Source organism: Micromonospora sp. WMMB482, from assembly GCF_019038635.1.
GTDB lineage: Bacteria > Actinomycetota > Actinomycetes > Mycobacteriales > Micromonosporaceae > Micromonospora > Micromonospora marina.
The window spans coordinates 609,750-635,974 of sequence record NZ_JAHOPD010000020.1 but is presented as its reverse complement, the minus strand read 5'-3'; the positions used below and the strand labels follow the sequence as shown (position 1 = coordinate 635,974).

Annotated in this window: 26 protein-coding genes; 17 read left to right on the top strand and 9 right to left on the bottom strand. The window is 74.3% G+C overall.

Annotated elements, in window-relative coordinates:
* Window position 1 precedes the first annotated feature (1 nt).
* Genes KSK32_RS33175 through KSK32_RS03735 form a run of 3 tightly spaced genes read right to left on the bottom strand, consistent with a single transcriptional unit; the run spans window position 2 to window position 935 of the window.
* Window positions 2–217, bottom strand: coding sequence for a hypothetical protein (locus tag KSK32_RS33175; protein WP_254186933.1), 216 nt, complete (start codon window positions 215–217; stop codon window positions 2–4).
* Complete coding sequence (locus KSK32_RS34885; RefSeq protein ID WP_353939617.1) at window positions 127–573, bottom strand: hypothetical protein; 447 nt, start codon at window positions 571–573, stop codon at window positions 127–129. The genes KSK32_RS33175 and KSK32_RS34885 overlap by 91 nt, the downstream gene beginning before the upstream one ends.
* The gene (locus KSK32_RS03735) at window positions 480–935 is read right to left on the bottom strand and encodes a MarR family winged helix-turn-helix transcriptional regulator (protein ID WP_254186932.1); all 456 of its coding nucleotides are present in this window, start codon (window positions 933–935) and stop codon (window positions 480–482) included. The genes KSK32_RS34885 and KSK32_RS03735 overlap by 94 nt, the downstream gene beginning before the upstream one ends.
* A gap of 104 nt (window positions 936–1,039) precedes the next feature.
* Here KSK32_RS03735 and KSK32_RS03730 point away from each other — a divergent pair, with 104 nt between their 5' ends.
* Both KSK32_RS03730 and KSK32_RS03725 read left to right on the top strand, forming a co-directional pair.
* Complete coding sequence (locus tag KSK32_RS03730) at window positions 1,040–1,921, top strand: universal stress protein (RefSeq protein WP_216928488.1); 882 nt, start codon at window positions 1,040–1,042, stop codon at window positions 1,919–1,921.
* A 144-nt stretch (window positions 1,922–2,065) separates the two neighbouring features.
* Entirely contained in the window at window positions 2,066–3,280 is a 1,215-nt protein-coding gene (locus KSK32_RS03725; RefSeq protein WP_216928486.1) for an ROK family transcriptional regulator, read from the top strand.
* Window positions 3,281–3,448: 168 nt separating this feature from the next.
* Here the strand turns inward: KSK32_RS03725 and KSK32_RS03720 are convergent, their stop codons facing one another.
* A complete protein-coding gene (locus KSK32_RS03720) occupies window positions 3,449–4,381 on the bottom strand; it encodes a phosphotransferase (protein WP_216928484.1) in 933 nt (310 codons plus the stop codon).
* Between the two features lie 40 nt (window positions 4,382–4,421).
* Complete coding sequence (locus tag KSK32_RS03715; RefSeq protein ID WP_216928482.1) at window positions 4,422–4,997, bottom strand: dihydrofolate reductase family protein; 576 nt, start codon at window positions 4,995–4,997, stop codon at window positions 4,422–4,424.
* A gap of 92 nt (window positions 4,998–5,089) precedes the next feature.
* Here KSK32_RS03715 and KSK32_RS03710 point away from each other — a divergent pair, with 92 nt between their 5' ends.
* The gene (locus tag KSK32_RS03710) at window positions 5,090–5,668 is read left to right on the top strand and encodes a TetR/AcrR family transcriptional regulator (RefSeq protein WP_216928480.1); all 579 of its coding nucleotides are present in this window, start codon (window positions 5,090–5,092) and stop codon (window positions 5,666–5,668) included.
* A gap of 74 nt (window positions 5,669–5,742) precedes the next feature.
* Window positions 5,743–6,888, top strand: a complete 1,146-nt coding sequence (locus KSK32_RS03705; protein ID WP_216928478.1) for a polysaccharide pyruvyl transferase family protein — start codon at window positions 5,743–5,745, stop codon at window positions 6,886–6,888.
* Window positions 6,889–6,898: 10 nt separating this feature from the next.
* Here KSK32_RS03705 and KSK32_RS03700 read toward each other — a convergent pair whose 3' ends face one another.
* Complete coding sequence (locus KSK32_RS03700) at window positions 6,899–7,105, bottom strand: hypothetical protein (protein ID WP_216928476.1); 207 nt, start codon at window positions 7,103–7,105, stop codon at window positions 6,899–6,901.
* A gap of 86 nt (window positions 7,106–7,191) precedes the next feature.
* Between KSK32_RS03700 and KSK32_RS03695 the strand changes: the two genes are divergently transcribed.
* Window positions 7,192–7,713, top strand: a complete 522-nt coding sequence (locus KSK32_RS03695; protein WP_216928475.1) for a DinB family protein — start codon at window positions 7,192–7,194, stop codon at window positions 7,711–7,713.
* Between the two features lie 4 nt (window positions 7,714–7,717).
* Here KSK32_RS03695 and KSK32_RS03690 read toward each other — a convergent pair whose 3' ends face one another.
* Window positions 7,718–8,578 carry a carbohydrate kinase family protein gene (locus KSK32_RS03690; protein ID WP_216928473.1) on the bottom strand — a complete coding sequence of 287 codons (861 nt, stop codon included), beginning with the start codon at window positions 8,576–8,578 and terminating at the stop codon, window positions 7,718–7,720.
* 83 nt (window positions 8,579–8,661) lie between these two features.
* Here KSK32_RS03690 and KSK32_RS03685 point away from each other — a divergent pair, with 83 nt between their 5' ends.
* Window positions 8,662–12,063 (top strand): DEAD/DEAH box helicase, encoded by a 3,402-nt coding sequence (locus KSK32_RS03685; RefSeq protein WP_216928471.1) that lies wholly within the window; start codon window positions 8,662–8,664, stop codon window positions 12,061–12,063.
* The gene (locus KSK32_RS03680) at window positions 12,060–13,127 is read left to right on the top strand and encodes an SWIM zinc finger family protein (protein WP_216928469.1); all 1,068 of its coding nucleotides are present in this window, start codon (window positions 12,060–12,062) and stop codon (window positions 13,125–13,127) included. Before KSK32_RS03685 ends, KSK32_RS03680 begins: the two co-directional genes overlap by 4 nt.
* 46 nt (window positions 13,128–13,173) lie before the next feature.
* Here KSK32_RS03680 and KSK32_RS03675 read toward each other — a convergent pair whose 3' ends face one another.
* Window positions 13,174–13,431: a DUF3040 domain-containing protein gene (locus KSK32_RS03675; RefSeq protein ID WP_013287797.1), complete on the bottom strand. Its 258-nt coding sequence runs from the start codon at window positions 13,429–13,431 to the stop codon at window positions 13,174–13,176.
* A 444-nt stretch (window positions 13,432–13,875) separates the two neighbouring features.
* On the opposite strand from KSK32_RS03675, the gene KSK32_RS03670 reads away from it, so the two are divergent.
* From KSK32_RS03670 to KSK32_RS03650, 5 genes are read left to right on the top strand one after another with little or no spacing between them, the layout of a single operon-like run.
* Complete coding sequence (locus KSK32_RS03670) at window positions 13,876–15,975, top strand: DUF1800 domain-containing protein (RefSeq protein WP_216928468.1); 2,100 nt, start codon at window positions 13,876–13,878, stop codon at window positions 15,973–15,975.
* Between the two features lie 14 nt (window positions 15,976–15,989).
* Window positions 15,990–17,363 (top strand): DUF1501 domain-containing protein, encoded by a 1,374-nt coding sequence (locus KSK32_RS03665; RefSeq protein ID WP_254187456.1) that lies wholly within the window; start codon window positions 15,990–15,992, stop codon window positions 17,361–17,363.
* Complete coding sequence (locus KSK32_RS03660) at window positions 17,360–18,775, top strand: ferric reductase-like transmembrane domain-containing protein (RefSeq protein WP_216928464.1); 1,416 nt, start codon at window positions 17,360–17,362, stop codon at window positions 18,773–18,775. Before KSK32_RS03665 ends, KSK32_RS03660 begins: the two co-directional genes overlap by 4 nt.
* A gap of 13 nt (window positions 18,776–18,788) precedes the next feature.
* Window positions 18,789–19,388, top strand: coding sequence for an FMN-binding protein (locus KSK32_RS03655; RefSeq protein WP_216928461.1), 600 nt, complete (start codon window positions 18,789–18,791; stop codon window positions 19,386–19,388).
* Window positions 19,389–19,426: 38 nt separating this feature from the next.
* Entirely contained in the window at window positions 19,427–20,158 is a 732-nt protein-coding gene (locus tag KSK32_RS03650; protein WP_216935777.1) for an FAD:protein FMN transferase, read from the top strand.
* Window positions 20,159–20,583: 425 nt separating this feature from the next.
* On the opposite strand, the gene KSK32_RS03645 is transcribed toward KSK32_RS03650, so the two are convergent.
* Window positions 20,584–21,255 (bottom strand): bifunctional DNA primase/polymerase, encoded by a 672-nt coding sequence (locus KSK32_RS03645; protein ID WP_216928459.1) that lies wholly within the window; start codon window positions 21,253–21,255, stop codon window positions 20,584–20,586.
* Between the two features lie 217 nt (window positions 21,256–21,472).
* On the opposite strand from KSK32_RS03645, the gene KSK32_RS03640 reads away from it, so the two are divergent.
* From KSK32_RS03640 to KSK32_RS03620, 5 genes are all read left to right on the top strand, one after another.
* Entirely contained in the window at window positions 21,473–22,702 is a 1,230-nt protein-coding gene (locus KSK32_RS03640) for a helix-turn-helix domain-containing protein (RefSeq protein ID WP_216928456.1), read from the top strand.
* On the top strand, window positions 22,699–23,280 hold the full coding sequence (locus tag KSK32_RS03635; protein ID WP_216928454.1) for a flavoprotein: 582 nt from the start codon (window positions 22,699–22,701) through the stop codon (window positions 23,278–23,280). The genes KSK32_RS03640 and KSK32_RS03635 overlap by 4 nt, the downstream gene beginning before the upstream one ends.
* A gap of 92 nt (window positions 23,281–23,372) precedes the next feature.
* On the top strand, window positions 23,373–24,230 hold the full coding sequence (locus KSK32_RS03630; protein WP_216928452.1) for a Nif3-like dinuclear metal center hexameric protein: 858 nt from the start codon (window positions 23,373–23,375) through the stop codon (window positions 24,228–24,230).
* Complete coding sequence (locus KSK32_RS03625; protein ID WP_216928450.1) at window positions 24,220–24,957, top strand: zinc ribbon domain-containing protein; 738 nt, start codon at window positions 24,220–24,222, stop codon at window positions 24,955–24,957. The genes KSK32_RS03630 and KSK32_RS03625 overlap by 11 nt, the downstream gene beginning before the upstream one ends.
* Before the next feature lie 5 nt (window positions 24,958–24,962).
* On the top strand, window positions 24,963–26,135 hold the full coding sequence (locus KSK32_RS03620) for a bifunctional RNase H/acid phosphatase (RefSeq protein WP_216928449.1): 1,173 nt from the start codon (window positions 24,963–24,965) through the stop codon (window positions 26,133–26,135).
* Window positions 26,136–26,225: the final 90 nt, after the last annotated feature.

Genomic DNA, 26,225 nt, shown 5'->3' with positions numbered 1-26,225 from the left:
CTCACCCCACGAGCGCCGGAGCGTCGGCGCACTCCGCCGTGCTGGGGCGCAGCAGCGCGTACGCGAGCACGACGGCGACCACCACGAGCCCCGCGCCGACCGCGAACGCCGCGTGGAAGCCGCTGGTCAGGGCCGAGGCCCGGTCGTCGCCGAGCGCGACCCGGTCCGCGGTGCGGGCGGCGGCCAGCGTGGACAGCACCGCGACGCCGAACGCCATGCCGAGTTGCTGGGTGGTGTTGAACAGCCCGGAGGCGAGACCGGCGTCCGAACCTGGAACGCGAACGTCGCGGCAACGGTGAGGATCTGCACCACGTCCGCCACGGCGACGCCGCGCGAGCGCAGGAGCCGCAGCGGCATGAGCGGGCGGCGCGCGGTGGCCTGCCGGACCACGAACCCGGCGACCAGCGCGCCCAGGCCGAGCGTGTGCGCCGACGTCGCGCCGTACCGCTCGATCGTGGCCAGGCCGATCGGCAGGTTGATCAGGAAGATCCAGTGCCAGCCCAGCGCGTCGGTGAGCAGGCCGCCGGCGACCTGGCCGACGGCCGCCCCGGCCGCGCCGATGAAGGCGAACACGGCGAACGCCCGCGCCCGTTCGGCGGCGTCGGGTGCACCCGGTCGACGATCTCCTGGCTGCGCCCGGCCACCCGGGCACCTTCCTCGGTGACCGCGATGATCCGTGCCCGCCGGTCCGTACGCGACGGACGCCGCTCGGCCAGCCCGGCCCGCTCCAGCGCGTCCACCGTCACCACCATCGTCGTCTTGTCCATGTCGCCCATCTCGGCGAGCTGTATCTGCGTACGCTCCTCGGGCAGCGCGTGCGCGAGCACGCAGTGCATCCGGGCGGTCCGCCCGATCTCGGCGAGCGCCGCCGCCACCCGGGTACGCAACACGTGGCTGGTGTGGTCCAGTAGATACGACAGGTCCGGGGTGCTCATCCGCCCGGCGTACCGATGATTTCGTGCCGGATGATCCGGCTCGGACCCGGTCCGGGCCCGGATACGATCTTGTGAGATGTCGTCGGCGAGAGAGGTTTGGTGCGGTGAGCGACGTGCGCGGCAGGCAAGTGTTGGTGGGTTACGACGGGTCTCCGGCCGCCAGCGCCGCCATCGAGGCGGGCGCGCTGCTGTTCCCCGGCGCGCACGCGTGGATCGGGCATCTGTGGACGCCTCCGTTCGCCAGCGAGGAACTGCGCAAGCGGCTCTGGACCGGCACCCGCAACATCAACGTGTTCGTTGAGGCGATCGAGCGCGAGGGCGGCCGGGAGGCCGACCGGATGACGGCAGTCGGCGTGATGCTGGGCTGCGCCGCCGGCTGGGACGCCGAGCCGCTCGTGTGCCGCAGCTACGGCGGCGAAGGGCTCCGCCTCGCCGAGCTGGCCGACGAGAAGCAGGCCGACGTGCTGCTGCTCGGCTCGCGGGGCCTCGGCGGCGCCCGCGCGGTGCTCGGCAGCGTCTCCGACATGGCCGTGCACTACAGCCCGCGTCCCGTCCTGGTCGTGCCGCACCCGCTGCTGACCGACGAGTACGACGCACTCGCCGCCGGGCCGGTGGTGGTCGGCTGGGACGCCTCGGCCGGGTCCGAGGCCGCACTCGCCGCCGCCCGTCGCCTCTTCCCCGAGCGCGAGACCGTCCTGGTCGCCGTCGACGGCGACGAGGGGGACACGCCCGCCCCGGAGACGGTCGACGGGAAGCCGGTGACCACGGTCCGCGTTCGCGCCGCCGGGGGCACCCCGGGCCGCGCGGTGGCCGACGCGCTCTCCGCCGTCGCCGCCGAGCGCAAGGCGAGCCTGGTAGTGGTCGGCTCGCGCGGCCGGACGGTGGTCCGCAAGATCCTGCTCGGCAGCGTCGCGATGGCCACGCTGCACCGCGCCCACCGGCCGGTGATGGTGGTGCCGCAGAGCCCGGTCCGCGAAGCGGAGTAACCCGTCGCCCGCTGCGGCGCCCGACGTCGCGTGCGTTCCACCCACGGTCCGGTGGCCCGGTGAGTGCTTGCGCGCTGGCTGCCGTCGATGTGTGGCAACTATCCTCGGTCTCGGAGAGCCAGTCGCCGTTCGACGGAGTGGTCGATGCTGAAAGGTCTGGCAGCGGACCGGCACGCGCAGGGTGACAGCCGCCGGCTCAACCTCGGCGCGCTGCTGCGCCGCGTCCACCTGACCGGCCCGGTCACGCGCGTCGAGCTGGCCGACTGGATGGGCGTCAACCGCAGCACGGTCATGGCGCTCACCGCGGAACTGGCGGCGGCCGGCCTGGTCCGGGAGGTGCGGGCCGGCGGCAGCGGCCGGGCGGGGCGTCCCTCGCATGTGGTCCGGCCCGCCTCCGACACCGTCTACGTCCTCGCCTTCGACATCGCCGTGGACCGGCTCGTGGCAGCCCGCGTCGGGCTCGGCGGTGTGGTGTCGGCACGCCTGGAGGCGGAGCGGCCACGGGCCGGGGCCGACCTCGACTCCGTGGTCTCGGTGCTCGCCGACTTCGGGCGGGCGCTGCACCACGCCGCACCACCCGGGTCGATGTGCGTCGGCGTCGGCGCCTCCTACTGCGGCATGATCCGGCCGGGCGACGGGATGGTCCGCTTCGGACCGGACATGGGATGGGTGGACCAGGCGTTCGGCACCGAGCTGGCCCGGCGGCTGGATCTGGGCCTGCCCGTCCTGGTCGGCAACGAGGCGCACCTCGGAGCACTGGCCGAGCATCAGCGCGGTGCCGGCGTCGGCGTGCAGAACCTGGTCTACCTGCACGGCGACGTGGGTGTCGGCGGCGGGATCATCGTGGGCGGGGAACTGCTCGACGGCGACGGCGGGTACGCCTCCGAGGTCGGGCACATGCTCGTGAACCCGCACCAGGGGAGGTCCTGTGGCTGCGGCTCGTGCGGGTGCCTGGAGGCCGAGGTCGGCGAGCGGGCACTGCTCGACGTCGCGGGCCGCCCGGCGCGGGAGAAGGGGCGCGAGGCGGTACGGGCCGTGCTGGCCGCTGCCGCGCGGGGCGAGCCGGCCGCCCAGGACGCGCTGCGGCACATCGGTGACTGGCTGGGCATCGGCGTGGCGAACGTGATCAACCTGTTCAACCCCGGCGTGGTGATCTTCGGAGGCACGCTCAGCGAGGTCTTCCCGGTCTGCGCCAGCCACGTCCGCAGTCGGATCGCCGCCAACGTGCTGCCCATCTCCCGCGACAAGGCCCGCCTGCGTGTGTCCGCGCTCGGCTACGACGCGACCGTGATCGGCGCCGCCGAGTTGGGCTTCTCACCCCTGTTCGCCGACCCGCTGGCCGTCCCCGCCTCCGGGTGACTCCGCGCCGTGCGCCGCCGCGCGTCCAGCCCTCTCAATCGCGTTGATCTTGCACTTCCGGCCCTGACAAAGCGCGCCAAAGCGGCATCCCGGGGGCCGAAACTGCAAGATCGCCGGGGCGGGGCGGGGCGGGGCGGGGCGGGGCGGGGCGGGCGGGCGGTCAGGGGGTCAGGGGGTCAGGCGGTGGGTGAGCCAGGGGAGCAGGGCCTCGCCCTGTAGGCGCTGGAACGCGCGCACGGTCGGGATGCCCGGTGGTGGGGGCTGGCGGGCGCCGTCGAGGAAGAAGCCGGTGAACGCGGCGAGCACTGCGGTCAGGTCGGCCGGGTCGACATCGGCGGTCAGTGGCCGGGCGGCCAGCAGCGCGTCGGGGTCGTGGCCGCCGTACACCTGCACGTTGACGATGGTGAGCAGGGTGTCCAACCAGGCCGGTCCCCGGCAGGCCCAGGGCCAGTCGACGACGGTGACCGACCCGTCCGGGCCGAGCAGCAGGTTGTCGGCACGCACGTCGACGTGGCAGAGCGTGTCGCCGTCGAGCGCGGCCAGTCCCCGGTCGGCGGCGGCGCACAGCTCGGGCAGGTGGGACCGGGCCCACGGGTCGAGGTCGGCTGGCGGGTCGGCGGCGAGGCGCCGCCAGCCGCCGAAGTCGTGGGCGAGGTGTTCCGCGGCGGTGGGTGTGGTCGCGGCGGCGGGCGCCGCGGTGAGCGCGGCGGCCATCGTCTCCAGCGTGGACAGCACGGCGGCCAGCTCGTCGGCCCGCCACGGCGTGACCGGATGCCGGCCCTCGACGTCGTCGAAGACGAGCGCGATCCAGTGGCCGTCGTCGTAGCTGCCGAGCAGCCGGGGCGCGGGCGTGTCCGGCGGCAGGGCGGCGGCGATGCGGGCCTCGGCGCGGTGCAGGCCGGGGCTGCGGTCGTTCTGCGCCGGGCTGACGGCCTTGACGAAGGCCCGGCCACCACCGGCGGTACGGACGCGGTCGGCGGTGCCGGGGGAGAAGCCGCCCGGCTGCGACTGCGCCGCGACCACCCGGTCGCCGAGGACGCCCTCGACGCCGTCGCGCACGTGCCCGGGCAGTTCGTACCAGTGCAGCCGGGTCTTCGTCACTACTCCACGGTGCGTGCCGCCCGCCGTCCGGGCAACCGGGTTAACCGTTGCGCGTGTAGCTCACGACCACGACGCCGGAGTCGAACGGGCGCGCGGAGGTGAGCGTGAGCCGCCGCGGATCGAAGCCGCTGTCGACGAGCTTGATGCCGCTGCCGACGACCACCGGGTTGAGCTTGACCACCAGCTCGTCGATCTCGTCGGCGAGCTGACCCGCGAGCCGGCCACCGCCGCAGAGCCAGATGTCGCGCCCGGGCCGGGTCTTCAGCTCGCGGACGAGGGCCACCGGGTCGCCGTCGACGACGTGCACGTCCGGGTAGTCGGCCGGCGGCAGGGAGCGGCTGAACACGTACTGCTCCAGGTGGGCGTACGGGCTGGTGACGCCGATCTTCAGGCCCGGCTCGTAGGTGCCGCGGCCCATCAGCACGGTGTCGAAGCGGCCGGCGGGCGGGGAGTCGACGCCGAGCTGGGCGTGGGCGAACGTGGGCAGCGTCTGGGGCCACTCGGCCACCAGGTGGGGCGCCACGTCGGGCATCAGCGGGAGGAAGTCGAACGTCCCGTCGGGTGCGGCGATGAAGCCGTCGAGGGTGCTGGCGACGAAGTACACGAGCTTGCGCAAACCGGCTCCGATGTCCGAGGTTATCCACGACGGCTGTCGTGGTTCGGCGATGAATGTACAACACCTGTCGTGGTTGTTGCTAGTGTGTTCGCGTGGCCAGGAATCCGGAACGCCGTACCCTGCTCGCCGACGCCGGGCTGCGGGTGCTCGCCGACGCGGGCGCGCGGGGACTGACCCACCGGGCGGTCGACGCCGAGGCGGGCGTGCCCACCGGCACCACCTCGAACTACTTCCCGTCCCGGGCGGCGCTGCTCGCCGGCCTGGCCGAACGGATCTTCGACCGGATCGCGCCCGACCCGGCCGTGCTGGCCGACCTCGGCCGCCGCGAACCGTCACTCGCGCTGATGACCGAATACCTGCGCGACGTCGTCGCGCGCACCACCCGCGAGCCGGGCCTCACCCGGGCGCTGTTCGAGCTGCGGCTGGAGGCCGCGCGCCGCCCGGAACTGCGGGCCGCGCTCGGCGGCGTGCTGCGCCGGGGGTACGCCGACGACGTCGCCCACCACACCGCCGCCGGCCTGCCCGGCGGGGCGTACGAGGTGGCGCTGCTGCACTACGCCGTCGACGGGCTCCTGCTCGACCTGCTCACCACCTCCATCGACGCCGGGTCCGACACCGATCAGGTGGTCTCCGACCTCGTCTCCCGTCTGGTCGGTGACGCCACCGGTTGAGCCGCCTCGCCGTGCGTTAACCCGGGGCGGCCAGCGGGAACGCTGGCGCGGACGCCCCTGGGAAGGAGCAACGGATGAGGGAACGCACCGGACTGACCATCGGCGTGCTCGGCTCCTACGGCGGTCGCAACCTCGGCGACGAGGCGATCCTCACGGGTCTGCTGGACGATCTGCGCCGGCACGAGCCCCATGCCCGGATCATCGTCTTCTCCCGCAACCCGGCCCACACCGCGCTGGCCCACCCCGAGGTCGAGGCGGTGCCGTGGGAGGGCGTCAGCCGGGTCGACTCGTCCCCGGTGCTCAACCAGCTCGACCTGCTCATTCTCGGCGGCGGCGGGATCCTCTACGACAAGGAGGCCCGGCGTTACCTGCGGGTGGTCCGGGTCGCCCAGGAGCGGGGGCTGCCGCTGATCACGTACGCGGTCGGGGTCGGCCCGCTCACCGACACGCTGGACAGCGGCATGGTGCGCGAGACGCTGGCGCAGGCCGTCGAGGTGACAGTGCGCGACCAGGAGTCGCGGATGGTGCTGGAGGAGGCCGGACTGGTGAACCCGATCACCGTGACCGCCGACCCGGCGTTCCTGCTCGAACCGGAGGAGTTCCCCCAGCAGTGGCTGCGCGAGGAGGGCGTACCGGCCGGCTCCCGGCTGGTCGGGCTCAGCGTGCGCGAGCCGGGCCGGGCCGCGGAACGGCTCGACGTGGACGGCTACCACCGCCTGCTCGCCCAGATCAGTGACTTCCTGGTGCACCGGATCGACGCGTACGTGCTGTTCGTGCCGATGGAACGCGACGACATCCGGCACTCCCACGGCGTGCTGTCGCACATGACCGCCGCCGACCGGGGCCGGATCCTGCACGGTGACTACCGTCCGGCGCAGATCCTCGGGCTGATGCGCCACTTCGACCTCGCGGTCGGCATGCGGCTGCACTTCCTGATCTTCGCGGCCATGATGGGCACGCCGTTCCTGCCGCTGCCGTACGCCGGAAAGGTCTTCGACCTGGCCCAGCGGCTCGGTGTGCCGGCGCTGCGCGGCGTGGAACGGGAGGTGGAGGGCCCGTTGCTGGCCGAGGTGGACCGGCTGTGGGACGAGCGGGCGGCCCGGGCAGACGAGACCGCGCGCCGGGTGGCGGAGGTCTGCGAGCAGGCGCGCGGCACCTCGCAGGTGACCCGCAGCGTGCTGGACAGCATCCGGGCCCGCACGCTGACGCACGCGATGTGAGCCGGGCCCGTCAGACCGCCGGGCCGCGCCAGGAGTAGACCCACTCCCGGCCCGGCTGGTCGTCCGACTCCAGCTCGTAGATCTGCGCCTCCGCGAGGCCCTTCGACCCGAGGTGGTGGTGGGTCAGCGGCGGTCGGCCGTTGCTGTCCAGCTCGACCGTGACGGTCTCGCCGTCGGCCGCGCCGCCCACCAGAGGGATGTGCACCGTGGAAGCCATGCGCCCATCCTGCCCCGGACGGCCGGACCGCGCAGGGGGATCACGCGGGGCAGCGGGCCGGACACACCGCGTACTAGGGTCCGGGGATGGCGCACCCGACGATCGATCCGGCACTCGGTCCGGTCCTCGCCCGCACGGGCGACGAACGGGCGATCCTCGACGCGTTCCTCGACTTCCACCGTGCCAACGTGCTGCGCAAGGCGCGCGGCCTGACCGACGCCGACGCCGCCCGCCGTCTGGTGCCCTCGCTGACCACCCTGGCCGGGCTGCTCAAGCACCTGACCCTGGTCGAGGGGAACTGGTTCCGCTGCCTGTTCGACCCCGAGCCGGGCGACGTCTACCTGACCTCCCAGGCCGACGCCGACGCCAGCTTCGCGCTGCGCCCCGGCGAGACGGTCGACGTGCTCGCCGCCGCATACGAGGCGGCCTGCTACCGCTCCCGCCGGGTCGCCGCGCGGTTCGACCTCGGCCACGTGGTGCCGCACCCGCAGCTCGGCGAGGTGTCGCTGCGCTGGGTGCTGGTGCACCTGATCGAGGAGACCGCCCGGCACGCCGGGCACGCCGACATCCTGCGTGAGCTGACCGACGGCGAGACCGGCTCGATCTGACGGCTCACTCGCGGGGCAGCAGCCCGTCCGGGTACTCCATCCCGTCGTAGGTGCACGCGGCGGCGGCCACCCGGGCGGCGTACCGGGCCGCGTCGAGGACGCCCGCGCCGCGCAGCCGGGCGGCGATCACCCCCGCGGCGAAGGCGTCCCCGGCACCGTTGGTGTCCACCACCGGGCCGGGCGGAATGGCCGCGGGCACGTGCGCGGGCGGCGCGCCCGGGGTGTGCAGCGTCGCACCGGCCGCCCCACCGGTGACCAGCACCGTGCGCGGCGCCAGCCCGGCCGCCTCCTTCGCGGCCCGCTCGCCGAGCCGCGTGTCGCTGACGAAGACCAGGTCCGCGATCCGGGCGAACGGCCTGTGGTAGTCGTTCTCGCCGTCCCAGTCGTGCAGGTCGGTGGAGACCGACGTGGCGGCGCGCAGCACCGCCAGTGAGTCCCGGGCCCAATCCATGATCGAAAGATGGACGTGGGTCGCCTCGGCGACGAGCGCGGCCAGCTCCGCCTCGCCGAACGGCGCCGGCCCCGACCAGGGACGCGGGTCGTGCAGCGACATCCGCCGCCCGGCCGGGTCGACCAGGTTCACCGAACGGCGGGTGCCGGCCGGCGCGTCGGCGAGCGTGATCCGGATCGAGGTACGCGCCAGCGCCGCCCGCACCACGTCACCGGCCGGGTCGGCGCCCAGCACGTCGACGAGCGCCACCCGCAGGCCGAGCGCGTGCGCGGCCAGGGCCACCCCGGCGCCGGTGTTGCCGATCCGCAGGTCGATCGGCGGCACCAGTAGCGAGTCGGCGACGGGCGGCGGCAGGGCGGGCACCCGGGCGCGGACGTCCACGCCGAGCCCGCCGATCACGAGCAGGTCGACCATGGCGCCGACGATAGCGGCGTCCGGCGGCCTATCCTGACTCCCCGGGCGTCGTCTTCGGCCCCGGCGTCGGCGAGGGGGGAGCAGTGCTGGTCATCCACGGGTTGTGGCTGCCCGGCGCCGGGCTCGCCCTGTGGGCCGAGGACAGCACGCTTCCGGCTCGCGCGCCCCGCCGCCCCGGCCGCGTTCCGCGTGAGCGCCCGCACCCGTTCGCCGCCGGCCACGCCGCGCTCGCGGCCGCGCTCGACGGCGTGCCGGGCGAACCGATCTCCGTCCTGCTGGACCTGCCGACCCGGGCCGGCTCGCCGCTGGACTCGCCGGAACTGGTCCGGGCCACCGTCGAGGAACCGGTCCGCGGGCCGGTCACCCGCGCCGGATGGCGGGCTCCCGCCCTGGGGTACGCCCCGGACGCCGCGTACGCGCTGCTGCGCGCCCCGATGGCGGGCCCGGTCGGGGCGAGCCTGCGTCACCTGTGCGAGCTGGCCGACCTCGCCGCCGACCTGGTCGTACGCGGCCGGCTGCTGCCGGTCGCGCTGGAGGCGTACCCCGGTGGTGTGCCCGACGGTGGGTCGGCCGCGACCGGCCGGCGGACCTCGGCGCGACGGGTGCCTGCCTCGGGTGCGGCCGGCTCGGGCGTGGCGGGGCCGGTGGGTTCGATCAGGGGCGTCGCAGGCTCCGGGCGGCGGCTGCGGGCCGTGGGGGCCGACGACGTGGCGACCGGGTGGGCGCTCTGGCGGCCGCTGCTCACCGGCACCGACGCGACCTGGGCGCGCGACCTGGCGACGGCGTTGCCACCGGCGGCCCGAGCCGCCCGGGAATGGCGGCCGGAGTCTCCGGCTGCCGTCGCGGCGGCCTTCGGCGGCGAGGGCGAGGGTCCGGGCAGGGCCGTCGACCCGGCGTCCGCGAAAGCACTGATGGGTGCCGGCGGGCCCGCGCCGGGAAGGTCTCCCCGGGGCAGCGGGCGTTCATCGGCAGGGGCCGTCCGGGACAGCGGGGATCGCGGCCCGGCGGTCGACGCGTGGGCCGGGCGGGCGGGCGACATCGGGGCCGGTGCGCTGGTCGCGGACGCGCTGGACGGGCTCGCCGACGCCGCCGCCCGGGTGGCACTGGCCGACACCCGCCTGCACCGGGGGATGCGCCCGGTCGGCGCGGTGCCGCGCTGGCTGGCCGCGCTCACCGGCCCGGAGCGCGCCTTCCCGGCCGAGCCGGCCGCGCTGGCGACGCTGCGCGAGGAACTGGACGCCTGGCAGCGCGACGCCGCGGGCGGCGCGGTACGGGCCACGTTCCGCCTCGTCGAACCGGCCGCCGATCCGGTCGCCGAACTGGTCGAGGACGCCGCCTGGCGGGTCGAGTTCGGCCTGCACCCGGCCGACGAGCCGGGGCTCGTGGTGGACGCCGCGCACATCTGGCAGCGGCCCGCGCCCGCGCTCGCCGCCCGGGGCGTGGAGCCACAGGAGACGCTCCTGGCCGAGCTGGGCCGGGCCAGCCGGCTGTGGCCCGAGGTGGACACCGCGCTGCGTACCGCCGCGCCCGAGGGCATGGAACTGGACGCGGAGGGCGCGCACCGGTTCCTGCGCGAGGGCGCGCCGGTGCTGCACGCGGCCGGGTTCGGGGTGCTGCTTCCGTCGTGGTGGCGGCGTTCCTCGTCCCGGCTGGGCGCGCGGTTGCGGGCGCGCAGCCGTACCGCGCCGGGCGCGGTCGCCACCACCGCCGGGAAGCTGGGACTGGACGCGCTCGTCGACTACCGCTGGGAGCTGGCGCTCGGCGACCAGCCGCTGACCGCCGAGGAACTGGCTTCGCTGGCCGACCTGAAGTCGCCGCTGGTCCGGCTGCGTGGCCGGTGGGTCGAGCTGGACCCGCAGCGGCTGGAGGCCGGGCTGAAGCTGCTGCGGTCCTCCGGCGAGCTGACGGTGGCCGACCTGCTCCGGATGGGACTGTCCGGTGACGACAATGCCGGTGAGCTGCCGGTGCTGGACGTGGTCGCCGACGGCGCGCTGGGCGAGCTGCTGGCCGGTGAGGCCGAACGGCGGCTCACCCCGGCCGACCCGCCGCCGGGCTTCATCGGGACGCTGCGGCCGTACCAGCGGCGGGGGCTGGCCTGGCTGGCGTTCCTCCAGTCGCTCGGGCTCGGCGGGATCCTCGCCGACGACATGGGCCTGGGGAAGACGGTGCAACTGCTCGCGCTGCTCGCCGGTGACCCGCCGGAGGCCGGGCCCACACTGCTGGTCTGTCCGATGTCGCTCGTCGGCAACTGGCAGCGGGAGGCGGCGAAGTTCGCGCCCGGGCTGCGGCTGCACGTGCACCACGGCGCCGAACGTGCCCGGGGCGAGGGCTTCGCCGCCGCCGTGCAGGAGGCGGACCTGGTGCTCACCACGTACTCGGTGGCGGCCCGGGACGCGTTCGAGCTCGCCGGCGTCGACTGGCACCGGGTGGTGGTGGACGAGGCGCAGGCGATCAAGAACGCCGCGACCCGGCAGGCCGAGGCCGTGCGGTCGCTGCCCGCGCGGCACCGGGTCGCGGTCACCGGTACGCCGGTGGAGAACCGGCTCGCCGACCTCTGGTCGATCATGCAGTTCGCGAATCCGGGGCTGCTCGGACCGGCCGCGACGTTCCGCAAGCGCTTCGCCGAACCGATCGAGCGGCACGGCGACGCCGAGGTGGCCGAACGGCTGCGCCGGATCACCGGCCCGTTCGTGCTGCGCCGCCTCAAGACCGACCCGGCGATCATCACCGATCTGCCGGAGAAGCTGGAGATGGAGGTGGTCTGCAACCTCACCGCCGAGCAGGCCGCCCTCTACCGGGCCGTGGTCGACGACATGATGGCGAAGATCGAGTCCAGCGACGGGATCGAGCGGCGCGGGCTGGTGCTGGCCACCATGACCCGGCTCAAGCAGGTCTGCAACCATCCCGCCCAGTTGCTGCACGACGGCTCCGCGCTGGACGGCCGGTCCGGCAAGCTGGAACGCCTCGACGAGATCGTCGACGAAGTACTCGCGGCGGAGGAGAAGGCGCTGCTGTTCACCCAGTACGCCGAGTTCGGCGGCATGCTGCGCGGGCACCTGTCGGCGCGTACCGGCCGGGAGGTGCTGCTGTTGCACGGCGGCGTCGGCAAGGCCGAACGGGACGCCATGGTGACCAGGTTCCAGTCGCCGCAGGGGCCACCGCTGTTCGTCCTGTCGCTCAGGGCCGGCGGCACCGGGCTCACGCTGACCGCCGCGAACCACGTGGTGCACGTGGACCGGTGGTGGAACCCGGCCGTCGAGGACCAGGCCACCGACCGGGCGTTCCGCATCGGACAGCGCCGCCGCGTCCAGGTCCGCAAGTTCGTCTGCGCCGGCACGGTCGAGGAGAAGGTGGCCGCGATGATCGCGGACAAGCGCAGCCTGGCCCGGTCGGTGGTGGGCAGCGGCGAGCAGTGGGTCACCGAGCTGTCCACCGACACGCTGCGCGACCTGTTCCGGCTGGAAGCCGGGGCGGTGGTCGAGTGAGCCCCGGTTTCGACGACTACGGGCCGCCGGTACGCGTCGAGGGCGGCCTGCGGGCGCGCAGCACCCGGGGCGCGATCGGGCAGTCCTGGTGGTCCCGGCGGTTCGTGGAGGTGCTGGAGTCGTTCGCGCTGGGCTCCCGGCTCACCCGCGGGCGGGCGTACGCGCGGCGGGGGCAGGTGCTCCGGCTGGACGTGTCGCCCGGGACGGTCACCGCCGAGGTGCAGGGCTCCCGGCCGCGGCCCTACCCGGTACGGATCGGGCTGGCCGCGTACCCGTCGAAGGTGTGGCGGCGACTGGAGTCGGAGCTGGCCGGGCAGGCGTTCTTCAGCGCCCGGCTGCTCGCCGGTGACCTGCCGGCCGAACTGGAGGAGCTGTTCGCCGAGGCGGGCGCACCGCTGTTCCCCGCCGCGATCGGCGAGCTGGACCAGAGCTGCGGCTGCCCCGACTTCGCGGTGCCGTGCAAACACCTGGCGGCCACGTTCTACCTGCTCGCCGAGGCGTTCGACGCCGACCCGTTCCACCTGCTGCACTGGCGCGGCCGGTCCCGCGCCGACCTGCTCGACCGGCTGCGTACGCTGCGTGGCGCCCACCCGGACGGTACCGACCCAACCCGCGGCGCGAGTGCCGGTCCTGGGTCAGCCGTGGGTGTCGGTCCGGAGTCGGCCGCGAGTGCCGGTCCTGGGTCAGCCGTGGGCGTCGGTCCGGAGTCGGCCGCGGACGTCGGTCCGGAGTCGGCCGCGGACGCGACGAACGGTGTGCCGGTGGTCGGCGCGGCGCGGGCCCTGGCCGGGTTGCCGGCGGTCGAGCCGGACGCCGAGCTGGACCGGTTCTGGCTGGCCCCGGTGGCGCTGCCGGACCGGCCGCCCACGCTCGCCACCGGCCCGGAGCTGCTGCTGCGCCAGCTCGGCCCACCCGGGGCCGCGGTCGGCGGGCCGGGCCTGGCCGAACGGCTGCGCCGGGCGTACCGGGAGTTCGGTCGCGGCGAAGCCGCGTCGCCCAGGGAGTTCGGTCGCGGCGAAGCCGCGTCGCCCAGGGAGTTCGGTCGCGGCGAGGCCGAGCGTTAAGAGGGGGCCCTTCCTCTACCGAATGCGTTAAGAAGGGGCCCTTCCTTCACAGCAAGCGGCGGCGGAAGCGCCACATCACCGCGGCGTTGGCGACGAGCACCACCGCGCAGATCGCCCCGGCCAGCCGCCCGACGAGCACTGTCATGGCCGGCAGCGAGGCCCACAGCACTATCGTCAACAGCATCATGTACCGCCCCCGGCGGCCCTTGATCCGGTTGTCCAACCGGGCGAAGAAGCGTGGATCACTCTCCCGCAGATGACGGGTGATCTGTTCGAACCTGCGCTGATCCTCTTGGCTGAGCATGGCGATGCCTTCCCCTCACGGCTTCAGCGGTTCGGCGGCATACCCGGATCGGAGGGCGGTCACGCGTCGCTGCTGCTGCTGTTTCGGAGGCCGGACAGGTGGAACGAGGTTCTCAGCGCAGGCTTATCCGTACCTTAAGTTTCGGTGAGGCGATGAACGCCCCCGGCGGCGTCGCCGGGGTGCGAAACCTCGCGTCCGGGTGGCGTGCGCCCGGGTCGGCCCTGCTCCGGAGGCCGCCGCGCCCCCGCCGCCGCGACGGGCCCTCCCCGGCGGGCCTGAGCACCGTCTTAAGTGCGCGCACGAGCGCGTCCGGCGTGCCTTGAGCGGCCGGGACCGCATGGTTACTTTCCCGTAGGCAACTCTCCGGCAACCGTCGCCGCCCCTGCGACACCCGACCCCCCGGGTGGCAGGCGTGCCGGCGCTCGAAGAAAACGGGATAGGTACATGGCCGACCTGAACGTGCCACCGCGTCGCCCCCGGGACGACCGCGGCTGGGACGGATACCAGCACCCCCATCCGGACGGGTACCGCGACCCGCACGCCGCGCCGCACGCCGGCGCCCAGCCCGCCGCGGGGCCGCAGTGGGTCGGGCCGAACGGCTTCGCCCCCGCCGCGCCCGCCCCCGCCGGCTACCCCCAGCCCGGCTACGCCCAGCCCGGCGGCTACCCCCAGCCCGGCGGCTACCCCCAGCCCGGCGGCTACGCCCAGCCCGCCGGCGGGTACGGCCCGCCGCCCGGCGGTGGACTGCCCGACCTGGACGACGACGGCGACGAGGCCCCGAAGCGGGGCCGCCGCCGGGCGCTCGCCACCCTCGGGGGTGCCGTGGTGGTCGCCGGTGGCGCCGCCCTGGCCATGTCCCCGCAGGTGCGCGGCCTGTTCGGTGACGCGCCGGCCGGTGACGCCACCGGCACCGTGACCACCGACGGCAACGCCGCCCGGCCCAGCGGCCAGCAGCCGAGCACGGTACGGACCTACACCGAGCAGAACGAGAGCTACATGGGCTCCCGGGCCGGTGAGGCGCTCAAGCGCAACGCGCCGTCCGGCGGCCAGCTCTACGGCAGCCCGGCCGAGGCCGCCGCGGCGACCAAGGTGACTGTGAAGACCGTCCTCGCCAAGGACCCGATCCGGCACCTGCTGAGCCGGACCACCTTCGGTCCGACGTCGAAGATGATGGCCGAGGTCAAGCGCGTCGGCATCGACGACTGGCTGCGGGAGCAGCTCCAGCCGGAGAAGATCACCCCGACCAGGGCCGAGCTGAAGCTGGCCGAGCTGCAGTCGCTCAAGCTCAGCCCGACGCAACTGCGCGACCAGCGCGAGCAGCTCAACGAGAAGGGCGTCGACCCGGCCCGGGAGACGGTGGAAGCGACCATCGCCCGGCAGATCTGGTCCGACCGGCAGCTGTTCGAGGTGATGGTCGACTTCTGGAACGACTTCCTGCACGTCGCCGCGGACTTCGACAGCGGGGAGAACTACCGCAACGCGTTCGACCGGGACGTCATCCGCAAGCACGCGCTCGGCAGCTACCCGGAGATGCTCGTCGCCGCGAACAAGCACCCGGCGCTGCTGCTCTACCTGAACCAGGTCGACTCCCGCAAGGACGCGGTCAACGAGAACCTGGCCCGGGAGAACCTGGAGCTGTACTCGGTCGGCGTCGACGGCGGCTACACCGAGAAGGACGTCCGCCAGGCCGCGCTGCTCCAGACCGGACGCGGTGTCGCCGACGGCAAGTACAAGTTCTTCGCCGAGCGGCACTACCTCGGCAAGGTGAAGATCCTCGGGTTCAGCCACGCCAACAACTCCGACGATCCGGTGGCCGCCGACAAGGTCATCGACTCGTACATCCGCTACATCGCGATGCACCCGTCGACCGCGCGGTACGTGGCACAGAACCTCGCCACCCGGTTCGTCTCCGACACGCCGCCGAAATCCGTGGTGGACCGGCTCGCCAAGGCGTACACCACGAACAAGGGTCAGATCCGCCCGGTGCTGGCGACGCTGTTCAGCTCGTCGGAGTTCTGGGCCGCGATCGGCCAGAAGGTACGCCGCCCGATGGAGTACCTGGTCGCCACGTACCGGGCGCTCGGCGTCTCGCCGGACGCGGCCCCCGGCTTCTCCGGCGACCAGCGGCGCACCCCGTTCGCACAGGGACTGCGGCAGATCCACGACAAGATGCGCGAACTCGGCCAGTACCCGATGGGCAAGCCCACCCCGGACGGCTACGCCGACGTCTACCTGGCCTGGACCTCCGCCGGCACCATGATCGACGGCTGGAACGAGGCGGGCGACCTGATCGCCGGCTGGCGCAAGCAGTTCACCTTCGTCAAGCCGGAGAAGCTGGTGGCCAAGCCGCCGGCCACCGCCGGGGCCTACGTGGACGCGCTGGCCCAGCGGCTGGTGCAGCAGAAGCTCAGCGCCAAGGAGAAGAAGCTCGTGCTCGCCGTGGCCGGCGTGGCCGAGAGCACCAAGGTCGACGCCACCTTCAACGGGGCCATCGCCGCTGTCGCGCGGACGATCCTCGCGTCCCCCCAGCACCACCTCCGGTGAGGCATTCGATGGAGATGACCGTGAACCCGTACCCCCTGCACCCCGAATGCCCCGACCTGCGGCGGCTGGCCGACAACCCGGCCGAGGCGCTGCTGCGCGCCGAGGCGGACATCGTCGCGGCCGAGAACGCGGCCGAGGCCGACCGGTACCGCCGGCTGGAGGAGATCGAGGAGGCGCAGCAGGACGGTCGGGGCGTCACCCGGCGTACCTTCGTCGCCGGCGCCGCCGCGACGGCCACCGCGCTGGCGACCGCCCAGTTCGTCACCACCTCGGCGTCGTTCGCCGCGACCAAGACCGGCACGCTGATCCACGTCTTCCTCTACGGCGGACTGGACGGGCTGAGCCTGGTCGCACCGGCGAACGACCCGGTGCTCGCCAAGGCCCGCCCCGACCTGCTGCTCGGTGAGGACTCGCTCGCGCTGGCCCGCGGCTTCAAGCTCACCAGCGCGTTCGCGCCGCTGGACAAGTGGCTCAAGGCCGGGCAGCTCGGCTTCGTGCCGGCCGTGTCCGACCCGCGGCTGTCCCGCAGCCACTTCCAGGCCGCCGACGCCTGCAACCTGGGCGGTCTGCCCGGTGAGACCGGTGGCCGGGGCTGGCTGGACAGCCTGGTCGACTCGCTCGGCAAGGGCACCGCGTTCCGCAGCGTCGGCATCGGCAGCACGCTGCCGCGCTCGCTGGTCGGCGTGAACGGCGCGATCTCCCTCAACAACGTCGGCGACCTGCGGCTCAACGGCGACGACAAGTACCGGGCGGCCACCGAGAAGGCCATCCGCGGCCTGTTCACCGGCATCAACCACCCGGTCGAGGAGGCGGTGCAGGAGGGCATGGGCGCGCTGGCCACCGCGCAGAAACTCGCCGCCAAGCCGTACGCCGCCGCCGAAGGCGTCGAGTACCAGGGCGTCGGGAACGCGTTCAAGCAGCTCGCCCAGCTCATCAAGGGCGGCGCGAACGTGCGGGTCGCCACCGTCGGCATGGGCGGCTACGACACCCACGAGAACCAGGGCACCCGCGAGGGCGGCCAGCTCTGGCGGCGGCTCAACGAGCTGGCCAACGCGATGGCCGCGTTCTTCACCGACCTGGGCGACCGGGCGGCCGACGTGACCATCATGGTGTCCAGCGAGTTCGGCCGGCGGGTCGGCTCGAACGGCGGCGGCACCGACCACGGGCACGGCGGCGTGGTCACCGTGCTGTCCGGCCGCAAGCTCGCCGGTTCGCTGCTCGGCACCTGGAACGGACTGGACAAGCTGGACAGCGGCGACGTGCCGGAATACAACAACATGTTCAACGTCTACGGATCCGTCGCGCAGGGCCGATTCGGCCTGACCGCCGCCCAGGTGGACCAGGTCTTCCCCCGGCAGAAGTTCACCCCGGTCAAGATCTACGCGTGACGTACCAGGACACCCGCGCCGCCGGCCGCCGTACCGGGCATTCCGCCCCGTACGGCGGCCGTCCGGCTGCCCCCGTACCCCCGGGTCGTCCGCGCCGCGGACCCGGCGGCCGGCGTGCTCTGGCAGTGGTCTTCTGGCTGGGGCTGGTCGCCGCGGTCGTGCCGTGGTGGCTGGACACCCCGGCCGGATCGCTCGCCGACACCGCCGACCTGCTCACCGCCGGTGGCCGGATCACCGGGCTGATCGCCGGCTACCTGCTGCTGGTGCAGGTGCTGATGATGAGCCGGCTGGGCGTGCTGGAACGCGCGCTGGGCGGCGAGCGGATCTCCCGGCTGCACCGGGATCTCGGCGCGACGCTGCTGGTGGCGGTGCTCGCGCACATGTCGCTGGTGGTGGTGGGCTACTCCCGCCAGGAACGCAAGACCGTGCTCGGCGAGGTCGGCGCGCTGCTGACCGACTACGAGGACATGGTCTCCGCGTTCGCCGCCGCGGGCATCCTGGTCACTGTCGCGTTCACCGCGGTACGCGCCGTGCGGCGCCGCCTGCCGTACGAGCTGTGGCGCCTGCTGCACGCCGCGAGCTATCTCACGCTGCTGCTCGGCTACGCGCACCAGTTCAGCAACGGCGCGCAGCTCTACGAGCCCGGCCCGGTACGTACCGGCTGGATCGCCGCGTACCTGCTGGTCGTGGCCGCGCTGTTGTGGGGCCGGGTGCTCGCGCCGCTGGTGTTCAACCTGCGGCACCGGCTGCGTGTCGCCGACGTGGTGGCGGAGAGCCCGGACACCGTCTCGGTCTACCTGACCGGGCAGCGGCTCAACCAGATCGACCTGCTCGGCGGGCAGTTCTTCCGCTGGCGGTTCCTGAACCCCGGCTGCTGGTGGCAGTCGCACCCGTTCTCCGTCTCCGCCGCCGCCAACGACCGCTGGCTGCGGATCACCGTCAAGGTCGTCGGCGGGTACACCGCCGAGCTGCGCGACCTCACGCCCGGCACCCGGGTCTGGGCGCAGGGCCCCTCGGGCACGTTCACCGCCGCGCACCGCACCCGGGAACGGGCGCTGCTCATCGCCGGGGGCAGCGGCATCGCGCCGCTGCGGGCGATGCTGGAGGAACTGCCGCCCGGCGCGGCGCTGATCTACCGGGCGCGTACCCCGGCCGACGTGCTGCTGCACCAGGAGCTGGACTGGCTCGCGCAGGCCCGGCAGACCTCCGTCTGGTACGTCGTCGGCCGCCGCGACGACCCCGGCCCCCGCCAGGTGATGAACCCCGACGGCCTGCGCCGCCTCGTGCCCGACCTGACCCGCCGCGACGTCTACCTGTGCGGTCCCGGCGGCCTGGTCGACGAGGCGGTCGCCGCGCTGCGGGCGGCAGGCGTGCCCCGCCGCCAGATCCACCTGACCGCGTTCGAGCTGTAGGAGAGGCACCGCCATGCGTCGCGCGCTGTTCGCGATCACCGGCCTGGCCGTCGGCACCACCGCGCTGGTGGTGCTCAAGGGCGCGCCGGGCGTCGGCTCGTCCGCCCAGGACGTGCCGGCCGCGCTCGCACCGGTCGCCCCGGGGGGTTCGGCCGCGCCCGAGCCGCCGTCGCCCACCGGCTCCGCGCCCGCTGCCACCCCGACGGGAACGCCCCGGGCCTCGGCGAAGCCGACGGTCAAGCCCAGCGCCGAGCGCAGCGCGGCCAGCCGCGGCGGTACGCGTACCCGCACCACGCCGGCCGCGCCGCGGACCACCACGAGCGCCCCGAAGGTCACCACCCGTACGGTGACCGGGCCGTCGGTCAGCTACGAGTACGGCTCGCTCCAGGTCCGGATCACGCTCAGCGGCAGCCGGATCGTCGACGCCACGGGGATCGGACTGCCGCTGGGCGGGCAGTCCGGGCAGCGCAGCGACGACGTGCAGGCCCGCTACAGCGGCACCTCCGGCGAGGTGGTGGCTCGGCAGAGCGCGAACCTGAGCACCGTTTCCGGGGCCACCTACACCAGCACCGCGTACCAGCAGGCGTTGCAGGCCGCGCTGGACAAGGCGTGACCGCTGTTCGTCCTGGCCTGCGCCGGGTCGCGCACATCATGGGTACGGCGATCAGCCTCGACCTGGCCGACGATCTGCCCCCGGAGTCCCTGCGCGAGCTGGCCGGGGACACGTTCGGCTGGCTGCGCGAGGTGGACGCGCGGTTCAGCACGTACCGCGACGACAGCGAGGTGTGCCGGGTCGACCGGGGCGAGCTGCGGGCCGCCGACGCCTCCGCCGACCTGCAGGCCGTGCTGGCGGCCTGCGCCGACCTGTGGACCGCCACCGACGGGTTCTTCGACGCGTACGCGACGGGCCGCCTGGACCCGTCCGGCTACGTGAAGGGCTGGGCGGCGCAGGTCGCCTCGGATCGGCTGGTGGCCGCTGGCGCGCCGAACCACTGCGTGAACGCGGGCGGCGACGTGCGGGTACGCGGCCACGACGCGACCGGTGAACCGTGGCGGATCGGGGTGCGTCATCCGTGGGACGCGGCGGCGACCTGTCTGGTGCTGACCGCCACCGACCTGGCGGTCGCCACCTCGGGTGTGTACGAGCGCGGCCACCACGTGCTGGACCCGCGCCGGGGCGTACCGGCGACCGGCCTGCGCTCGGTGACTGTGGTGGGCCCGGACCTGGGTGTGGCCGACGCGTATGCGACAGCGGCGGTCGCCATGGGCGAGCCGGGCCTGGCCTGGCTGGATCGCCTACCGTCCCCCTGGCAGCACGCCGTGGTGACGGAGGAGGCCCACCTGCACCACTCCCGCACCCTCCCCACCCTGCCGCCGTCCTGACCTGTCCCGCCTCCGCCGCGCCCTCTTGCCCCGACCCTTGCCCGGTCGATCATGAAGTTGACGGCACCGCCGCCCGGCGTGTCGCACCGCCAACTTCATGATCAACGGCGGTGGGCGGCGGGGAGGGAGGAGGAGAGGCCGGCTGTCAGCGGAGGGGGCGGTGGAGGATGGCGGGGCGGGAACCCGTCGGGCGGGGGCGGCCGGGTCGCACACCCAGGGGGCGGGTGAAGGCCCACGGGTGCAGGCGGCGGCGGGGCCGCGCCGGCTCGGTACCGCCGGTGTGGCGGGCAGCGTCGTCCCTGGACATGGTCAAACCCCCGCTCTGGCGCACACGCGCCCTCGGCAGGTTCAACGAGTCCGGTGCCGGAGAGGTCGCTGTCGGCCACCCGTCCGGGTCATCGGACCGACCATGACCAGGAGAAACGTCAGCGGCCGCGGCGGGGCAGCGGGAGATGACCGGGCAGCAGTTCCGCGCCGAAGGTGACGCCGGCCGCGCGTAACGCGGCGATCAGCGCGTTCTGCACCAGGTAGGAGTCGGGTAGCTGCCAGCGCGCCTGCTCCGGGGCGACCACCCAGCGCACCGTCCCCTCGGGCAGCCGGGTCGGCGGAGCGGGGATCCACGAGCCGGGCCCGTGGCGTACCACGTGGAAGCAGTGCTCCAGCTCGGGCCGCAGCGGGTCGCCGGGCCGGACCAGGAACATCCAGCGGCCGGTCGGGGTGACCAGCGCCGGTCCGCGTACGCCGAAACCGGCGGGATGGGTGGCGACCGCGTCCAGGACCTGGCGGCCCAGGTGGGCGGCGACCTCCAGGACGTCGAAGGCGCGGCCGGTGGGCAGCAGGATGCCGTGCGGGCGGCTGCGCCACCAGGTGGCCACGCGGGCCGGGTCGGCGCTGGCGGCGTGTTCCCAGTCCTCCAGCGCCGGGTGGCAGCCCACCGTCGGGCAGCCGGCCCGGCCGCAGACGAACCGGCTGTTGGCCAGGCATGCACCGGGGGTGACCGGCCAGCCGTGCAGCGCGTACCGCACCGCGACGCGGCGCAGCCGGACCCGTTCCAGCGGCGACAGGTGAGCGACGCGTGGCCGGACGTTCCTCCACATGTCTGCCGTCCCCTCTGGTCCCGCGGAACCGTCCACAAGCCACACGTCGAAAGCCGTCACTGCCGTAACCCACGCTCGTTGAGGTGACTAACGGTCGGTGCAACTTGCACGAAAACTACGAGAACTGGCTGGACGGTGGACGCACAACCTGTGCGATCGGCGCGAGCCTGAGGGACGTGGGGGGACCGGCCGGCGCCGCGAGGGGGAGGGAGCAGGAATGGACGAACTGCCCATAGGCCGGCGGGTGGCGTACTGGCGGAGCCGCCGCAAGATGTCCCAGCAGGTCTTCGCCGACCGGCTCGGCAAGTCCAAGAGCTGGGTGGACAAGGTGGAGCGCGGCGTCCGCCGGCTGGACAAGTTCTCCGTGCTCTACGAGATCGCCGACATCCTCCAGATCGACGTGCAGTTGCTGCACGGCAAGGATCCGGAGCGGCGTACCGACGCGCTCAACTGCATCGACCAGGTCGAGGTGGAGGAGATCCGTACCGCCCTGGAGCGGTACGACTCGATGAGCGCCTACTTCGACGCGGCGCCCTACCCCCCGCCGTTGGCCGACATGCGCAAGGCCGTCAACCACGCCTGGCTCACCTACCAGTACGGCCGGTACGGCATGCTCACCCGCGCGCTGCCCAAGCTGCTGCGCGACGCCCAGGCGGCGGACGCCGGCTACGCCGGTGACGACCAGGTACGCGAGGCGGCCCACCTGCTCGGGCAGGTCTACCAGATCGCCTCCTCGGTGTTGCGCAAGCTCGGCGAGTGCGACCTCGCCTGGCTCGCCGCCGACCGGTCGATGGCGGTGGCCCAGCGGGCCGACGACCCGCTGCTGGCCGGCATCGCCACCACACGGGTGTGCAACGCGCTCGTCGCGATGGGCCGCCCCCGCCCGGCGCTGGAGCTCAACGTCCGCATCGCGGGCCGGCTCGCGCCCGGCGGCGACAACGACGTCGGGCCGGAACGGCTCTCCGTGTACGGCATGCTGCTGCTCCAGGGCGCGATGGCGGCCGCCCGGATCGGCGACTCGGCGACGGTGGACGACCTGCTCACCGGTGCCGACGAGGCGGCCAGGCTGCTCGGTGGCGACCACAACCACTACTGGACCTCCTTCGGCCCGACCAACCTGGAGCTGCACCGCGCGGCGGCGGCGGTCGAGCTGGGCGACGGCGGCCGGGCGGTGGAGACCCACCTGCGGCTGGCCGAGCCCGCGTTCAACGCGCTGCTGCCGGAGCGGCGCGCGCACCACCTGCTCGACCTGGCCCGGGGCTACTCCCAGATCGGTGACGTCGCCAACGCCGGGGACATGCTGCTGCGCGGTGACCGGCTCGCGCCGTCCGAGATCCGGTGCCGGCCGATAGCGCACGAATTGATGTCCGAGATTCTCCGTCGCACACGTGGTGCGCCGCCTCCGCCGATCGCGGAGTTGGCTGAGCACATGGGAGTCGGAGTATGAGCGGTCCGGAGACCGCCAACGGGCACCGGCGGGTGCTCTACGTCATCGCCTGCGGTTCGCCGCTGGCCCGTCACGTCGGCCGGCTGGTCGACCTCGCCCAGCGGGAGGGCTGGACGGTCTGCGTGGTCACCACGCCGGACGGCGCGAAGTTCGTCGACCGGACGGAGCTGGCCCGGCAGACCGGCCATCCGGTCCGTACGCACTACAAGAACCCGGGTGATCCGGACGTACTGCCCCCGGCCGACGCCATGCTGGTGTGCCCGGCCACCGTCAACACGATCAACAAGTGGGCGGTCGGCATCACCGACACCCTGGCGCTGGGCCTGCTGGTCGAGGCGCAGGGGATGGGGGTGCCGATCGCTGCCGTCCCGTACACGAACGAGGCGATGGCCGCGCACCCGGCGTTCCGGGCCGGCCTCGACCGGCTCTCGCAGTGGGGCGTCCGGGTGGTCTTCGGCGACCACGTCGTACGCCTGCACCCGCCCGGCACGGGGGAGCGGCGCGCGGACGCCTTCCCCTGGGACGCCGGCCTGGCCGCCCTGCGCGGCGCGGACCGGCCGGTCGCCCAGGTCGGCTGAGGCACTGTGGGTGCGGCCCCCGGCGGACGCCGGGGGCCTCGCCCCGCGGCGGTCGGCGTGTACCGGCCCGGACGCCGGTAAGCTGGCCGCCCGTGAGCACAACCGTCGCCGGCGTCGTGGCCGCGCTGGACCGCCGTTATCCGCCCGCCTGGGCCGAGGAGTGGGACCGGGTCGGCCTGGTGCTGGGCGAGCCCGACCGCCCGGTGCGCCGGGTCGCCTGCGTGGTGGACGTGGTCCCGGAGACCGTGGACGAGGCGCTCGACGCCGGCGCGGACATGATCGTCGCGCACCACCCGCTGCTGCTGCGCGGCGTCTCGTCGGTGGCCGCCACCACGTACAAGGGCCGGATCGTGCACCGGTTGATCAAGGCGGACGTCGCGCTGCACGTGGCGCACACGAACGCCGACGTGGCCGACCCGGGGGTGTCCGACGCGCTCGCCGCCCGGTTCGGGCTGACCGGGCTGCGCCCGCTGCACCCGCCCCGCCCCGGCTCGCCCGCGGCCGGGCCCGGCCGGGGCATCGGCCGCATCGGCGAGCTGCCCACCCCGATGACGCTCGCCGAGCTGACCCGGCTGGCCGCCGCCGTGCTCCCGGTCACCGCCTGGGGAGTTCGCGCCGCCGGGGATCCCGGGCGTATGGTTCGTACCCTCGCCGTCAGCGGCGGCTCGGGGGACGGCTTCCTCACCGAGGCGACCGCGGCCGGGGTGGACGCGTTCCTCACCGCGGACCTGCGCCACCACCCCGCCGGGGAACACCTCGCCGCCGGTGGCCCGGCGCTGCTGGACGCCGCCCACTGGGCGACGGAGCGACCCTGGCTGGACGACCTGGCCGCCTACCTGGCCGCCGAGCTGGACGTCGAGACCGTGGTGTCCGACCTGGACACCGACCCGTGGACCGTGCACGCCGCCGCGCCCCGGCCGAACGACAAGGAGCCCCGACGTGAAGGCTGACCCGAAGGTGCAGCGCCGCCTGCTCGACCTCCAGGCGATCGACACCGCGCTGGCCCAGCTCGCGCACCGCCGCCGCACCCTGCCGGAGCGCGCCGAGCTGGAGGCCCTGGCGCGTGAGCTGTCCGCGCTGGAGGACGAGCGGGTCCGCGCCCAGGTGGCGGTCGACGACCTGGACCGGGACATCGCCCGGATCGAGAAGGACGTCGACCAGGTGCGCGCGCGCAAGAGCAAGGACGAGGCCCGGCTGGCCTCGGGCAGCGGCCCGGCCCGGGAGCTGGAGGCGCTCCAGCACGAGCTGAACTCGCTGAACCGCCGGCAGAGCGACCTGGAGGACGCCGAGCTGGAGCTGATGGAGCAGCGGGAGACCGCGCAGGGCGTGCTCGACGGCGTCGAGAGCCGGCTCGCGGCGGCCCGCGAGCGCCGCGCCGCGACTGAGCAGCGCCGCGACGAGACCCTGGCGGAGATCGCCAAGGAGGAGGAGTTCAAGCGCACCGCCCGCCAGCCGCTCGCCGGTGACCTCCCGGCGGACCTGATCGGCCTCTACGACAGGATCCGCGAGGACACCGGCATGGGCGCCGCGCTGCTCACCGGTGGTCGCTGCGGCGGCTGCCGGCTGGAGATGTCCGGCGCCGACCTGGCCCGCATCCGCAAGGCCGACCCGGACGACGTGGTCCGCTGCGAGGAGTGCCGGCGGATCATGGTCCGGACCAACGAGTCGGGCCTGTAGCCGCCGTGGCGGTGCGCGCGGTCGTGATCGAGGCCGACGGCGGCTCCCGGGGCAACCCCGGTCCGGCCGGTTACGGCGCCGTGGTCCGGGATCCGGAGACCGGTGAGGTGCTGGCCGAGCGGTCCGAGTCGATCGGTACGGCGACGAACAACGTCGCCGAGTACCGCGGCCTGATCGCCGGACTGGAGGCCGCCGCCGAGCTGGGCGCCGCCGAGGTCGAGGCGCGGATGGACTCCAAGCTGGTGGTCGAGCAGATGTGCGGCCGCTGGCAGATCAAGCACCCCGGGCTGCGTCCGCTCGCGGCCCAGGCGGCCGGGCTGGTCAGCCGCTTCACCGCCGTACGGTTCACCTGGGTGCCCCGCGACCGCAACCGCCACGCCGACGCCCTGGCCAACGCGGCCATGGACGCCGCCGCATCCGGCGCCGCACCGGCCCAGGTCGTGCCGCGTGGCGTCGCCGCGCCCGAGCCGGGCGCACGGGAGGCGGCGGTCGTGCGGGCCACCGGCACCGACCCGGCCACCACGCCGGCCTCCTGGGAGCCGCGCCCGACCGAGGAGGCCACCCGGCTGATCCTGGTGCGGCACGGCGAGACCGAGCGCACCGTGCAGAAGCGCTACTCCGGCCGGGCCGACGTGCCGCTCACCGCGCGCGGCCGGGCCCAGGCCCGGGCCACCGCCGCCCGCGTGGCCGCGCTGGCGCCGTCCGTCGCCGCCGTGGTCAGTTCCCCGCTGTCCCGGTGTACGGCCACCGCCGAGGCGGTCGCCGCGCAGGTCGGCGACCCGCCGGTACGCACCGACGACGACCTGATCGAGTGCGACTTCGGGGTCTGGGAGGGGCACACGTTCGCCGAGGTACGCGAGGGCTGGGCGGCTGAGCTGGACGCCTGGCTCGCCTCCACCCGGGTGGCCCCGCCGCGGGGCGAGTCGTTCGTGACAGTCGCCGAGCGGACCGGACGGGCGGTCGACCGGCTGCGGTCGGCGTACCCGGGGGAGACGGTCGTGGTGGTCTCCCACGTCTCGCCGATCAAGCTGGTGCTGCGCGACGCGCTCGCCGCCGGCGACGCGTTCCTGCACCGGCTCTACCTGGACACGGCGGGCATCTCGGTGCTGGACCTGTACCCGGACGGCGGCGTCGCGGTCCGCTCCGTGAACGACACCTCGCACCTCACGGACGTCTGACGGCCGTTCGGCGCATGCCGGCGGCCGTTCGGCGCATCGACATCACCCGATCGGACGTGACCCCCGTCACAGGGTCGTAGCCTCCGGCCG